Source organism: Methanococcoides sp. DA23 (assembly GCF_057593895.1).
Window position 1 is genome coordinate 75,559 of the sequence record NZ_CM172520.1, and the last position, 13,087, is coordinate 88,645.

Sequence of the window (13,087 nt, forward strand, 5' to 3'; positions counted from 1 at the left end):
TTGGTGAAATTTTACAGTCGGATGGTGAGATTACCAACAAACTCATAAATTCCCCTGCCCAACTCACTGCAGAGTAAGAATGATCAAACTAACACCTGCAATGAAACAATACTATGATGCAAAGGAGCAACATAGTGATGCACTTATCTTCTTCAGAATGGGGGATTTCTATGAATCCTTTGGAGAGGATGCAAAGACCATTGCAAAAGAACTTGAGATAACACTTACAACGCGGGGCAAGGACATTGAGGGTGAGAAAATGCCCCTTGCAGGTATCCCTTATCATGCTCTCGATAATTACCTGCCGCGTTTGGTAAAGAAAGGCTACAAAGTAGCTATTTGTGAGCAGCTTGAAGACCCTAAAAAAGCAAAGGGCATTATCAAGCGTGGGGTGGTCAGGGTTGTAACGCCTGGCACTGCTATCGATACTTCGATGTTCACGGACCCGTCGAATAATTATCTCATGTCAATTTCAGGTGGAGATGGGGATTACGGGGTCTCATTTCTGGATGTTTCCACAGGCGAGTTCCTGACCACACAGTTCGCTGATACTCCTCCCTATGACAGGATAGCCAGCGAGGCCGCAAGGATGCGGCCTTCAGAGTGTATCATCTCAAGGTCGATGTTCTCCGATGAAAGGCTTGTTGAGAGGCTTAAGGAGCTCAATGTGCTGGTACATGAGTTCAAGGATGAGGCTTTTGATATTGATTCTTCGAGGAAGCTTCTTGAAAGGCATTTCAATGTCTCCACACTCGAAGGCATGGGCTGTGCCGGTCTGCCCTACGCCATATCTTCTGCGGGAGCTGCACTTGATTATGCGTTCACCACACAGATGAGGGAACTCGGGCATGTAAGTGAGCTGAGCACCTATTCGGATTCAGAGTTCATGATGCTTGATTCGATCACCCTGCGAAATCTGGAGATAGTCAAGAACGTGCGTGGGGAAGGGAACGATACTTCCATATTGAAGGTGCTCGATGATACCAAAACGCCAATGGGCGGCAGGTTGCTTCAGAAATGGCTTTTAAAGCCCCTTATTAATGTCGATTCCATCGATCACAGGCTGGATGCGCTGGAATGTCTGGCAAATGATACCATGCTGAGGTTCGATGTTCGCTCTCATCTGTCCTTTGTGAAGGACATAGAACGTCTCATAGGCAGGGTCGTTTACGGTAACTCGAATGCCCGCGATCTTATCGCTTTGAAACGTTCCTTGGGTTCAGTGCCGCAAATAGTCGAAAGTATGGGAGATGATCCCGGATGTGACATGCTCAGGAATATCAGAGATGGTCTTCTTGAGTTCGACCAGCTTGAAAACATTGTGAAATTGATCGATGATGCCATCGTGGAAGAGCCTCCTGTAAGTGTTCGGGAAGGCGGCATGATCAGGTCTGGCTACAATGAGAAACTGGATGAGCTCAAGGGCATGTCCACTGGCGGAAAGACCTGGATCGCTTCGTTCCAGCAAAAAGAACGTGACAGGACCGGTATAAAATCGCTTAAGGTCGGCTACAATAGAGTGTTCGGATATTACATCGAGATCACAAAGTCCAACATCGCACAGATACCTGAGGATTATATTAGAAAGCAGACGATGCGGAATGCTGAACGGTTCTACACTCCTGAGCTCAAGGAATGGGAAGGTGTCATCCTTTCCGCAGATGAGAAGATAACCGCGCTTGAGAATGAACTGTTCACTGAGATCACTTCCAGGATCGCTTCCCATGCATCCGATCTGCAGAGGGTAGCCGTTCTGATAGGGCAGCTGGATTGTACTGCGAGCCTTGCGGAAGTTGCGGTGAACAATAATTTCGTGAGGCCGAACATAACCTCCGATTGCAAGATACTTATCCGTGAGGGCAGACATCCGGTGGTGGAGAAGACCGTACGTGGCGGATTCGTGCCCAATGATACGGAAATGGATTGTGTGGATGAACAGTTCCTTTTGATAACAGGACCTAACATGGCGGGTAAATCCACTTACATGCGCCAGGTCTCTCTTATTATTATCATGGCCCAGGCAGGTTCCTTTGTTCCGGCTTCCCATGCTTCCATAGGCATTGTGGACAGGGTATTCACAAGGGTCGGTGCCTTCGATGACCTTGCAAGCGGACAGAGTACCTTCATGGTGGAGATGGTGGAGCTTGCCAATATATTGAACAATGCGACCCCAAAGAGCCTTGTGCTCCTTGATGAGATAGGCAGGGGTACGAGCACTTATGATGGCTATAGTATCGCAAAGGCTGTGGTCGAGTATATTCATAATAAGGGCAGGGTAGGCGTACGCTCCCTTTTTGCCACCCATTACCATCAGCTCACCAACATCTCTTCCAGTTTGAAAAGGGTGAAGAACTATCATATCGCGGTGAAGGAAGATGGCGATGATCTTGTATTCCTCCGAAAGATCGTTCCCGGTGCCACCGATAAGAGTTATGGTATCCATGTTGCGAGACTTGCAGGTGTGCCTCATAAGGTGACACAGAGGGCCAGGGAGGTCCTGCAGGATATTGAAGATGAAAGTGCCATCAGCAAGGAAAGTGATTCGAAGAGAGGCAGGAAGAAGAGGTCGGCACAATACACTCAGCTGATGCTGTTCGACCCGGAGGGCTCGTCTGCACCTGTAGCTGAGCCTGATCCTGTTGTTGAGGAGCTGAAAGGGCTTGATGTCAATAGTATGACCCCCCTCGAGGCACTGAACAAGTTAAGTGAATTGCAGAAAAAGGCAGGTAAGGGCGGGGAATAAGATGACCGGAGAGAAGGGTGATAGGATACGTGTTCTCGACGAGGCGACCATCAATAAGATAGCAGCGGGTGAGGTCATCGAGCGTCCTGCTTCGGTGGTCAAGGAACTTGTGGACAATGCCATAGACGCAGGGGCCACTGAGATTAGGGTCGAGGTGGTGGCTGCCGGGACCGAGCTGATCACTGTCACCGACAATGGTAGCGGAATGCCTCGCGAGGATGCTGTCCTTGCTTTTACTAAACATGCCACCAGTAAGATAGCCCAAATAGAGGACCTTGAGGAAGTACTGACCCTGGGTTTCAGGGGCGAGGCCCTGTCATCCATTGCAGCGGTGGCCAAGGTCTATCTGATGACCCGGCAAAAGGCTGAGCTCGCCGGCACAAAGGTAGTTATAAGCGGAGGGTCGGTGGAGAATGTGGTGGAAGTGGGCGCTGCTCCGGGTACAAGTATCTCTGTGGAATCGCTTTTTTACAACACCCCTGCAAGGAAGAAATATCTCAAAAGTCTGCGAACAGAGCTTGCACACATAACCGATATAGTTACAAGGCATGCATTCGGGCATCCTGATATCTCTTTTACTCTCATCAGTGACGGGAAGGTCCTTGTGCGTTCCCCCACATCCGGCAATGTTCTCGACAGTATCATCCATCTTCTCGGGGTAGATATTGCAAAGAAGATAGTTCCTGTGGAGTTCAGGTCGGATATTGTGAACATCTCAGGCTATATCTCCAAACCGGAAGTCACCCGCAGTGGCACTGACCAGCAGTTCTTTTTCATAAATGGCAGAGGCGTATCCTCAAAGAGCATAAGCAATGCAGTGAGACTTGGATATTACAACCTCATCCCCAAAGGACGCTATCCGGTCGCAGTTCTTGATCTGGAACTTGATCTGCATGAGGTGGATGTCAATGTGCATCCTGCAAAAAGATATGTGAGACTCAGTCACGAACGTGAGGTCTCTGATGCGGTCATTCTTGCTGTTGAGAACGCTTTGAAGGCGGACGATCTTGTCCCCAAGGTATCTTTGCCGGAAAACAAACCGGTACAGGCTGTTTTCAGTGAGGAGAGCAAGACCGGAACTGAAGTAATGTCCTCTGCGAGTACGAGTGTGAGCGTTCCAGTAGCAAAGGAAGCAGATGAGCCTTATCATGCCAGTGCAAGGGATACTGAAAAACGTTTGAAACGCTCGGAAAGGGTGATCTCAAGGACAGAAAAGAAGCCTGACAGAGTATCCACAGGACTTGATAAGGCGAGGATAGTAGGGCAGGTAAATGAGCTTTACATTATTGTGGAGCTTGAGGATGGGCTTATGATAGTCGATCAGCATGCTGCCCATGAGAGGGTGATGTATGAACAGATACGGGATGGCAACAGCTCTGGCTGGCAGGAGCTTATCACTCCTGTAATGCTCGACCTGACCTCTAAGGAAAAGGTGCTCTTGGATGAGTATATCCCCCTTCTTGAAGAGATGGGATTTGCTATATCCGAATTCGGTCCTAACAGTTATGTTGTCACATCCATTCCTTCCCTTCTCGGTAAGCTGGAGAACACCGAACTGATACATGACATCATCATGGATGTGCTTTCCAGTGGCAAGGTGAAGAGGGATACAGGTATGTTCGATACTCTCTGCAAGACCATGGCGTGTCGTGCAGCTATAAAGGCAGGAGCAGGCTGCAGCATGGAGCAGATGGAGAACCTGCTCAGGCAGTTGGACATGGCGGAGAACCCATATACATGTCCTCATGGGCGTCCGACCGTTATCTCATTTACAAAGGGTGAACTTGACAAATTGTTCAAGAGGACAGGATGAGTCTTTGGTTTTTTATCGGTAACTTTTATAACCAACTAATATGGAATTACTGACAATGTCAATTATCGATCCAGTTAATAAATCAAAGGTCCCGCAAGAGTGGATCAATAGATCAAATATACCCGGCGACGAGCTCGAGGAAGGGATAATGAGCGGTATGCTGGTGGTTCTCAGTGATGGCTCTATTCTGAAACGAGGGTATACCACAGGTACCACTGCAACTGTTGCTGCCAAAGCTGCAGTATTGTCACTCAAGAAAGAAATAGAACATGTATCTGTCCCGACACCTGTGGGACTTCGTGCCCACATGGATGTTAAAGCAAAGGACGGGTACGCTGTGGCAGTTAAATTGAAGAACGACCATGAGTCCGATATTACTCGCGGGCTTGAGTTCGAGGCAAGGGCAGTGGAGTCGGACAAGATCACTATCACCGCAGGCGAAGGTATAGGTATCGTTACAAGAGGCGGTCTTCAGTCGAAAAAAGGCTATCCTGCCATCAATCCAAAGCCAATGCAGCAGATAATCGATGCTGTTGCGGAAGCTGTGGAAGAGATCGGCATCAAGGGTGCCAGTGTGGAGATCTCTTTGCCCCGAGGGGCTGAGATCGCAAAGGAGACGCTGAACAGTCGTATAGGTGTTGAGGGCGGTATCTCTATTCTTGGAACCACCGGCTTTGTTGAACCCTGGAACGATCATCTTGGTGAGATGAAGAGTGACCTCATACGCGATGCTGCCAAGGTTGTTCTCACAACGGGTCGTATAGGTATTCGTTATTCTACAATGCTTTTCCCGGACTACACTGTAGTTCTTGCTGGCAGTCGTATCTCCGAATTCATGGAAGCAGCTACTGGTAAAGTGGCTATCTGTGGGCTTCCTGGTCTTGTCCTTAAATGGGGAGACCCTGACATGCTCAAGGACAGCGGATTTGCCACTGTCGCAGAGATGATAGAAGTGGAGCCTGAAGGGGAACACATCAGGCGCGCCTTTGAAAGGACAGTCGAGAAGGGTAAAGGCGCACGGATCGTGGTCGTTGACAGGGACGGCACAGTCCTCATGGACAGCGGGGAACAGGAATGATAATCGCGGGTGTCGGTGTCGGACCGAACATGCTGACATTGGAGGCCATCGAAGCCATACGTAATGCTCCGGTAGTGTATGGTTCAAAGCGCTCCCTTGAACTCGCAGAGCCATATATTGAAGGCGAAGCGCATCTTATCAAGGACTACAAGGCCTTGCATGAACTGCCAGAAGATGCTGTTGTTCTCTCGACCGGCGACCCCATGTTCTCAGGGCTTGGTAAATTTGCAAGGGAAGGCGACAGGATAATCCCGGGCATCTCTTCGATACAGGTCGCATGCTCACGTTTAGGTGTCAGTCTTTCCAACATCACTGCAATAACCGCTCATGGCAGAGACCCTGCTCCTGCAAGGAAAGCATTTATTCAGGAAATTGAACTGGGCAAGGATATCTTCATGCTTCCCGCAGATACGTTTGGTGTGGCGGAAGTGGCAGAAGTGCTTAAGGAGATGGGCGTTGATGCCAGGCTCTATGTGTGCGAGAACTTTGGCTATCCCGAAGAACGCATTGCAGGAGGCACTGTAGATGAGCCGCCAAAGGCGATGTCAGTTTTGCATTGTGTGGTTGTAGTGGGATGAGCCCTTGAAGTTGGATCAACATTATGTTATCTAAAAAGATAACAGTTACTATCTATAGTTATATATACATCTATTTCTTTTTACCTATGTCTTAATTCAAGTTACCTTGATTTAAGTTCAATTAATTTATAAGTATATTAATTTGTAAAAGGAGTAACTATCATGCATATATTCGAGGGTTTCTTGCCATCACCATGGTGGCAATTGTGGTTTGTATTCTCTATACCGGTAATATTCTTCGGTATGTACAGGCTTAACAAGCTTGTATCTGAAAAGCGCGAGCTATTACCATTATTGGCAGTAGCAGGAGCATTCATATTCGTACTTTCATCTTTGAAGATGCCATCTGTCACAGGTAGTTCATCCCATCCGACAGGTACAGGCATGGCAGCTATCCTCTTTGGTCCTGCTGTAGCAGCGGTCCTGAGTACAATTGTCTTGCTTTACCAGTCGATCTTCCTGGCTCACGGCGGTCTTACAACACTTGGTGCAAATGTTGCATCAATGGGTATCATTGGTCCTGTTTTTGCATATGTGATCTATAAAGCAGGCATGAAAGCCAATATCAATTTCTATGTCGTTGTTTTCCTTGCCACAGCATTCGCTGATTGGGCAACATATGTTGTGACAGCTACACAACTTGCGCTGGCATTCCCGGCGGAAGTAGGTGGAGTGGCTGCTTCACTTAAAGCGTTCTTGCTTGTGTTCGCTACAACCCAGGTGCCTCTGGCTATCATGGAAGGTGCATTGACAGCTCTTATCTTCAAGTATGTCATACAGGTAAAGAGCGATGCTCTTGTGGAGCTTAATGTTATCACAGAATCAGTTCTCAATAAGATCAAGGGGGCAGGGCAGTGAAAGGTGAAGTTATATTTGGAGTAATAGCAGTACTGTTCATAGCATCATTCTTCTATGGCATGGCAGCAAATCCGGATTCCGAGTTTGGCGGTGCCGATGGTCAGGCTGGAGATGTAATTGCCGAAATTGACAGTGAATACACTCCATGGACAGAAGGTACATTTGTTGACTCTCTGAAATTCGAGCCACCAGGAGGAGAAACTGAAAGCCTGCTCTTTGCACTTCAGGCAGCTATCGGTGCAGTAGTTCTTGGATATTTCTTCGGTTACTATAAAGGTAAAGGACAGTCTAATTAAGACTGTTCTTTCCCCTCCTTCGTTTTTTCTTGGGGATTCTTTTTTATTTTAGTTCTTTGTTCTATGAAGAAAAAACACAAAACGAATGTAACGGTGTGAACACAATATGACAAATATTCTTGATGATTATGCACTTGTGAGTCCCTTAAGGTATCGTAACAACTGGCTTAAGATAGCTATTGTTATGTTTGGTGTTCTTGTAGGTGTTTCCTCACAGTCTTTCATTCCACCTTTTGCTATAGCATTGTGTATGAGCTTCGCAACAGTTCATTTTGGGAAGACCTCGCTCAAATTTTATCTAAAGGTCTTGTCTGCACCTGCTGTTTTCGTATTATTGAGTGTTATTATCATAGCTTTCTTCTTCGGTTCAGGTACTGAACTCTTTGGCTTTGATATTTTTAGTTACCATTTGGGAGTGAACACAGGCGGTCTTGAAATGGCATTGTTAGTGTTCTCGAGAACACTTAGTGGTATGTCTTGTCTGTTCTTCCTTGCACTGACCACACCCATGGTGGAACTATTCTCAGTTCTTAAAGCTACAAAATTGCCGGATTCTTTTATTGAGATATCCATGATGATGTACCGTTACATCTTTGTCTTCCTCGAAGTTGCATGGGGTATCAAGTATGCACAGACGGTCAGGCTTGGTTACAAAGACTGGCGTACTTCCCTGACTTCACTTGCAATGCTTTCCACAACCCTTTTCATAAGGTCGTGGGAACAGGGAGAAAAGATATTCATTTCCATGAGTGCCCGATGTTATGATGGCAAACTTATTTTCTTTGAGGAAAAAAGACCGATCAGAGCTAATGAGCTCGTCTTGACCTGCACTTATTTTGCTGTGGTATTGATATTGTGGTATTTAACAAGAATTAATTCTATATTTTAAGGTCTGTTGAGGTAATAAAATGATATTGGAAACTAAAGGTTTGAAGTATTCCTACCATGATGGAACACAGGCTTTAAAAGGTATTGATGTAAAGATCAAAAAAGGTCAGAAAATAGCCTTTGTCGGGAAGAACGGTTCTGGCAAATCAACCCTTTTCATGCTGCTCAATGGAACCCTTAAGCCAAAAGAGGGAACTGTTCACTTCCATGGAAAACCCATGGAATATGATTCTAAGTCCCTGCGTGAGATACGCAAAAGTGTTGGCATTGTCTTCCAGAACTCAGATGACCAGATATTTGCCCCCACGGTCTATCAGGATGTAGGCTTTGGACCCACCAATCTGGGCCATTCAAAAGAAGAAGTTGATGAACTTGTGGAAAAAACCCTTGAATACATAGGAATAACCGAATTCAGGAACAAGCCTCCTCATCATTTAAGTGGTGGACAGAAAAAGAGAGTGGCAATTGCAGGTGTTTGTTCAATGGAACCTGAGGTAATGATCCTTGATGAGCCTCTTGCGAACCTCGATCCTGTGGGTGCGGATGAGATCCTTGATCTGTTGAATGAGTTGAATCAGAACAACACCACTATGATAATTTCTACTCATGATGTGGAACTTGCATACAGCTGGGCAGATTATGTTTATTTCATGAACGAGGGCAATGTGATAGGTGAAGGTGCTCCTGAAGATGTTTTTAAAGACATGGAGCTTTTAAAGAAAGCGAATTTAAGACAACCTCGTACACTTGAAATATACAATGAACTTGAGAGAAGGAACCTTGCAACTCGTAACAAGTTTCCTACGAGTGTTCCTGAACTTGTACATTCCCTTAAACCACCTGAACTCATGTGGATAGAAGTTTCTCCTGATGTCAAGGAAGGCGATGTTGTGAACCTTGGCATATTGCATGGTGAATATGCGATAAACAGCCCTTATGAAGCAGTCAATGCAAAGGTGCTCCATATCCATCCGGAAGGCCATGCGATTGCGGAAATGACACGACATGGTATCAAGTCCGGTGGCATATTCATCTATGATATGGACAAATACGATGCAGGTCCTTTTAAGAGGATAATGGCTGAGGAAGATATCGATTCTATCGGGGCCATGGGTAAGAAGAGCAAGAGCCTTGCAGATAAACAACTTATCGATCTTCAAATAACATCGGGTGTTATCGATAAGTCAATCCTTATGGCACTTTGTGGCAAGAGATCTATGATACTGACATCAGGTGGAATGATCGAGCATGCTGTCAAACGTATTGATGAATATGCAGAAAGCAGTGGTATAGCTATACAGTTATCCCTTGTAAATTCAGAGAGGGAAGATCTGGGCATCTAAGCTCCTTTCTTTTTCTATTTTTAACTTTTCTATGTTTTTTTCAAGAATTTGTGTTCTTCGTTCTTTTTTAATGGGGTCAATATTTGTAAGATAAGATGCCTTCTTTTTATTGTAATGTTCTTTTTACAAAAATAGCTTTGAAGGGGGCTTAAAGCTGTGGTTGATAATGATGGGGATAAAGATCGTATTAGTAGTGAACGTTCATTTGCAGAACTGTGTAATGAGATGTTTATAAGAGATTTTATGACAAAGGACCTTGTAACCATTTCAGAAAATGATAGTATTGACCAGATCCTTGAAACATTTGACAAATACCATTTTCACACATATCCGGTCGTAAATGAAGATAATGTCCTTGTGGGAACGATCGATCAGGATACTATATTGAAGATCCTTCTGGTGCACAGGGCTCCCCGATTGGAGCACACTCACTTGAATGCAGTTGTTTTTCAGGGTGATACTGCAAAAGCCATCATGATCCCACACCCGGTCTCAATATCTCCGAATGAACATCTTTGTGCTGCTGCAGATATGATGCTCAAGCATAAGCTTGATAGGTTTTGTATCGTTGAAAACGGAAAATTGGTTGGTATAATCTGTAAACCCGATATCATAAAGGAAGTGTATAAGTTAAGGGGTTCATATTGAATGGAGATCCTTCTTCATATTCTGCTCATACTTCTACTGGCTAAGCTTTTTGGTGAAATATTTGAAAGGGCAGGTTTTCCTTCAATTCTTGGGGAACTGCTTTCCGGTATGGTGTTAGGTGCACTTCTGATACATCAGGGATCAGAAATACTGAAGTTCCTTGCTGAAATGGGTGCTATCTTCCTTTTGTTCACAGCAGGTTACAAGGAAGTCCATCTTCGTGATCTGAAAGAGGCCTCTGCGAAAGCTTCTGTTGTCACATTAGTTCAGATAATCGTTGCTTTCTCTTTTGGAGCGGCAATTGGTGTGTATTTCCATTTAAGTGTCCTTGAAAGCATTTTCATAGGGGTTGCTTTCAGTCCCACAAGTATCGGTGTGGTGGTCAGGACTCTTATCGACATGGATTATCTTTCGAGCAAACCAGGTTCCATGATGCTGACATCATCCATATTTGATGATATCATAGGGATCTTTCTCCTTTCCATTGTGGTGACCATGGCAACCTATGAACACTTTCCCTCCGTGCTGCAAGTTCTAATAATATTGGTGAAGATGGTTGCCTTTGTGGCGATAATGCTTTCCTTAAGGAAATGGGTATTTTCCAGGCTTTTTGATCAGATCCATAAGATGCATGTCAAGGAATCGATATTTGCGTTCGTGATAGTGATCGCCCTTTTCTCTGCGTACCTTGCAGAGGTCTTTGGTCTTCATGCTGTGATAGGTGCGTTCATTGGGGGAGTGATGCTCTCAGATGTTTCCCATGCGAAGATCGAGCATGTGCAAAGTAAGGTCACAGGGCTTGCTTATGGTATCTTTGTTCCTATCTTCTTTGCATTTATTGGAATATCCCTTAATATTGCTACCCTACAAACAATAGGCCTCTTCTCCATACTTGTTGTTGTACTTGCTCTTTTGGGGAAATTGATCGGGGGTTTTCTGGGAAGTCGCCTGATAGGTTTTGATAATTATGACAGTCTTATATTCGGGGTTGGTGTTATGCCCAGGGCAGGGGTGGAACTTGTATTGATATCTATAGGAAAAGAGATGGGGATAATAGGGGATGAAGTATTCTCAGCAATCGTCTTGATGGTGGTGGTCTCGATCTTCGTATCACCGGTACTCCTTAAGAAGGCCATACAGCTTAAGAACAGAGCAAATTCGAACAATACTTAAACTCGTCCGTCTAATAAGTTATTAGAGAAGTTGATCATTAAAATAGGGGGTTATGTATGGGATCGAACATATCGAAAGAAACTGGCAATAGATCGGGGAAAAGTCCGTTGGAAAAGGTTCTTGACAGGAAGGAGATACTTGAAAATATAATAGATCATAGTCCTGTTATTGCTTTCTTATGGACCGCAGATAACACTCCTGAGGAAAAGTGGCCAGTGGAATATGTTTCTGCAAACGTCACCCAGTTAGGTTATACCGTGGAGGATTTCATTTCCGGAAGGCTTCATTATGCTGATATTGTCTATGGTGAAGATCTGGGGCGAGTTCAACTGTCCCTCGAAAAAAGCCGTTTGGAAGGTAAGAGCTTCTTCGATCAGGAATACCGTATCGTTCTGGCATCAGGGGATATTCGCTGGGTCGATGAAAGGACATATCTTCAGCGGGACGAGAATGGTGCTGTGACCAATTATCAGGGTACTATCTTTGATATCACTGACCAGAAGAACAATGAAATGTTGTGTGAGAAGGCACTGAGGGAACAGAAGGACCTTGAGGATATAATCAACAATAGTTCTACCATGGTCTTCCTCTGGAGGGCGGAAGAGTTCTGGCCTGCTGATTATGCTTCTGCCAATGTCTCAAGACTTGGGTATAGTGCAGAGGATTTCGTGCTTGAAAGGATCGTCTATGGGGACCTGATCCATCCGGACGATTACAATGCTGTTAAAGACGAGCTTGAGCAGAGGTCCAGGGAAGGATATGATGATTACACCCATGAGTATCGTTTATTGACAAAGGCAGGGGAACTGTTGTGGGTCAATGAGAAGACCTTTATCAAAAGGGATGTGAACGGCAATGTGACACATTACCAGGGCATCGTGCAGGATATCACAAAACAAAAGGTGAGCGAGATCGCACTGGAAGAGGCTCTGGTGAAGCAGTACGACCTCCTTTCGAGGAAAAAGGCACTTGAAACGATAGTAAATCATAGCCCGGTGGTCGCTTTTCTCTGGAAGGCCGGTGAGGATGATGAAAAGGAGATGTGGCCGGTGGAGTTCGTGTCTGATAACATCACCCAGTTCGGCTATGATGTGGATGATTTCCTCTCGGGTGATCTTCTTTACGGGAACATTATCCATGCCGATGACCTGCCTGAGGTTCAGCTCGAACTTTCAGATATATGCAATGAAGGGGGAAAGATGTTCGTGAAGGAATATCGTATATTGACCCGTTCAGGCGATATCAGATGGGTGGAAGAACAAACTTTCATACAGCGGGATAATGAGGGTAAAGTGACCGATTATCAGGGAGTTATCCAGGATATCACAGAACGCAAGGAAAGCGGATGCTGATCGTGTAAGTTAGGCTCATCGGGGTAGATTTGATAGTAAATGTTGGCATTGCAAAATAAGACCAAAAGATGGAGTGCGAAGTCAGTAATCGACTTCGTACCTGAACCCAAACTCAACGGCATAGTCAAGGAAGAAAGCTTTTGTTGGCTCTACTTTTATGAGGACATTGTCCGGGTTCTTTGGTAGTTCCTTCATGAACGGGAACTTTTCTAGCATTAACTGGAAGATCTGCCCTAATTCCGATTCATCTGTCACAAATGCTGCTTTGCCTTCCATTTGTTTACCTAGATGGAGATTAGGGGATGTTCTGAGCTTAT

12 protein-coding genes are annotated in these 13,087 nt (G+C 45.3%); 11 read left to right on the forward strand and 1 reads right to left on the reverse strand.

Features of this window, described 5'->3' with window-relative positions; genetic code table 11:
• Positions 1-79: 79 nt before the first annotated feature.
• From mutS to AC20MK_RS00385, 11 genes are all read left to right on the forward strand, one after another.
• Positions 80-2,743: a DNA mismatch repair protein MutS gene (gene mutS, locus AC20MK_RS00335; protein WP_487356042.1), complete on the forward strand. Its 2,664-nt coding sequence runs from the start codon at positions 80-82 to the stop codon at positions 2,741-2,743.
• A 1-nt stretch (position 2,744) separates the two neighbouring features.
• The gene (mutL, locus tag AC20MK_RS00340) at positions 2,745-4,556 is read left to right on the forward strand and encodes a DNA mismatch repair endonuclease MutL (RefSeq protein WP_487356043.1); all 1,812 of its coding nucleotides are present in this window, start codon (positions 2,745-2,747) and stop codon (positions 4,554-4,556) included.
• Positions 4,557-4,617: 61 nt separating this feature from the next.
• Positions 4,618-5,634 (forward strand): cobalt-precorrin-5B (C(1))-methyltransferase, encoded by a 1,017-nt coding sequence (locus tag AC20MK_RS00345; RefSeq protein WP_487357030.1) that lies wholly within the window; start codon positions 4,618-4,620, stop codon positions 5,632-5,634.
• Entirely contained in the window at positions 5,631-6,212 is a 582-nt protein-coding gene (locus AC20MK_RS00350; RefSeq protein ID WP_487356044.1) for a cobalt-precorrin-7 (C(5))-methyltransferase, read from the forward strand. The genes AC20MK_RS00345 and AC20MK_RS00350 overlap by 4 nt, the downstream gene beginning before the upstream one ends.
• 162 nt (positions 6,213-6,374) lie before the next feature.
• A complete protein-coding gene (locus tag AC20MK_RS00355; protein WP_487356045.1) occupies positions 6,375-7,070 on the forward strand; it encodes an energy-coupling factor ABC transporter permease in 696 nt (231 codons plus the stop codon).
• Positions 7,067-7,366: an energy-coupling factor ABC transporter substrate-binding protein gene (locus AC20MK_RS00360; protein ID WP_487356046.1), complete on the forward strand. Its 300-nt coding sequence runs from the start codon at positions 7,067-7,069 to the stop codon at positions 7,364-7,366. Before AC20MK_RS00355 ends, AC20MK_RS00360 begins: the two co-directional genes overlap by 4 nt.
• Before the next feature lie 106 nt (positions 7,367-7,472).
• Positions 7,473-8,255 carry a cobalt ECF transporter T component CbiQ gene (gene cbiQ / locus AC20MK_RS00365; protein WP_487356047.1) on the forward strand — a complete coding sequence of 261 codons (783 nt, stop codon included), beginning with the start codon at positions 7,473-7,475 and terminating at the stop codon, positions 8,253-8,255.
• 19 nt (positions 8,256-8,274) lie between these two features.
• Positions 8,275-9,597 (forward strand): energy-coupling factor ABC transporter ATP-binding protein, encoded by a 1,323-nt coding sequence (locus AC20MK_RS00370; protein ID WP_487356048.1) that lies wholly within the window; start codon positions 8,275-8,277, stop codon positions 9,595-9,597.
• Between the two features lie 156 nt (positions 9,598-9,753).
• Positions 9,754-10,245, forward strand: coding sequence for a CBS domain-containing protein (locus AC20MK_RS00375; RefSeq protein ID WP_487356049.1), 492 nt, complete (start codon positions 9,754-9,756; stop codon positions 10,243-10,245).
• A complete protein-coding gene (locus AC20MK_RS00380) occupies positions 10,246-11,418 on the forward strand; it encodes a cation:proton antiporter (protein WP_487356050.1) in 1,173 nt (390 codons plus the stop codon).
• Between the two features lie 56 nt (positions 11,419-11,474).
• The gene (locus tag AC20MK_RS00385; protein ID WP_487356051.1) at positions 11,475-12,770 is read left to right on the forward strand and encodes a PAS domain-containing protein; all 1,296 of its coding nucleotides are present in this window, start codon (positions 11,475-11,477) and stop codon (positions 12,768-12,770) included.
• An 81-nt stretch (positions 12,771-12,851) separates the two neighbouring features.
• Here AC20MK_RS00385 and AC20MK_RS00390 read toward each other — a convergent pair whose 3' ends face one another.
• Entirely contained in the window at positions 12,852-13,046 is a 195-nt protein-coding gene (locus tag AC20MK_RS00390; protein WP_487356052.1) for a pyridoxamine 5'-phosphate oxidase family protein, read from the reverse strand.
• Positions 13,047-13,087: the final 41 nt, after the last annotated feature.

Coding starts and splice junctions, on each gene's coding strand:
- mutS (WP_487356042.1), top strand. CDS start 80: ATGATCAAACTAACACCTGCAATGAAACAATACTATGATGCAAAGGAG.
- mutL (WP_487356043.1), top strand. CDS start 2,745: ATGACCGGAGAGAAGGGTGATAGGATACGTGTTCTCGACGAGGCGACC.
- AC20MK_RS00350 (WP_487356044.1), top strand. CDS start 5,631: ATGATAATCGCGGGTGTCGGTGTCGGACCGAACATGCTGACATTGGAG.
- AC20MK_RS00355 (WP_487356045.1), top strand. CDS start 6,375: ATGCATATATTCGAGGGTTTCTTGCCATCACCATGGTGGCAATTGTGG.
- cbiQ (WP_487356047.1), top strand. CDS start 7,473: ATGACAAATATTCTTGATGATTATGCACTTGTGAGTCCCTTAAGGTAT.
- AC20MK_RS00370 (WP_487356048.1), top strand. CDS start 8,275: ATGATATTGGAAACTAAAGGTTTGAAGTATTCCTACCATGATGGAACA.
- AC20MK_RS00380 (WP_487356050.1), top strand. CDS start 10,246: ATGGAGATCCTTCTTCATATTCTGCTCATACTTCTACTGGCTAAGCTT.
- AC20MK_RS00385 (WP_487356051.1), top strand. CDS start 11,475: ATGGGATCGAACATATCGAAAGAAACTGGCAATAGATCGGGGAAAAGT.
- AC20MK_RS00390 (WP_487356052.1), bottom strand. CDS start 13,046: ATGGAAGGCAAAGCAGCATTTGTGACAGATGAATCGGAATTAGGGCAG.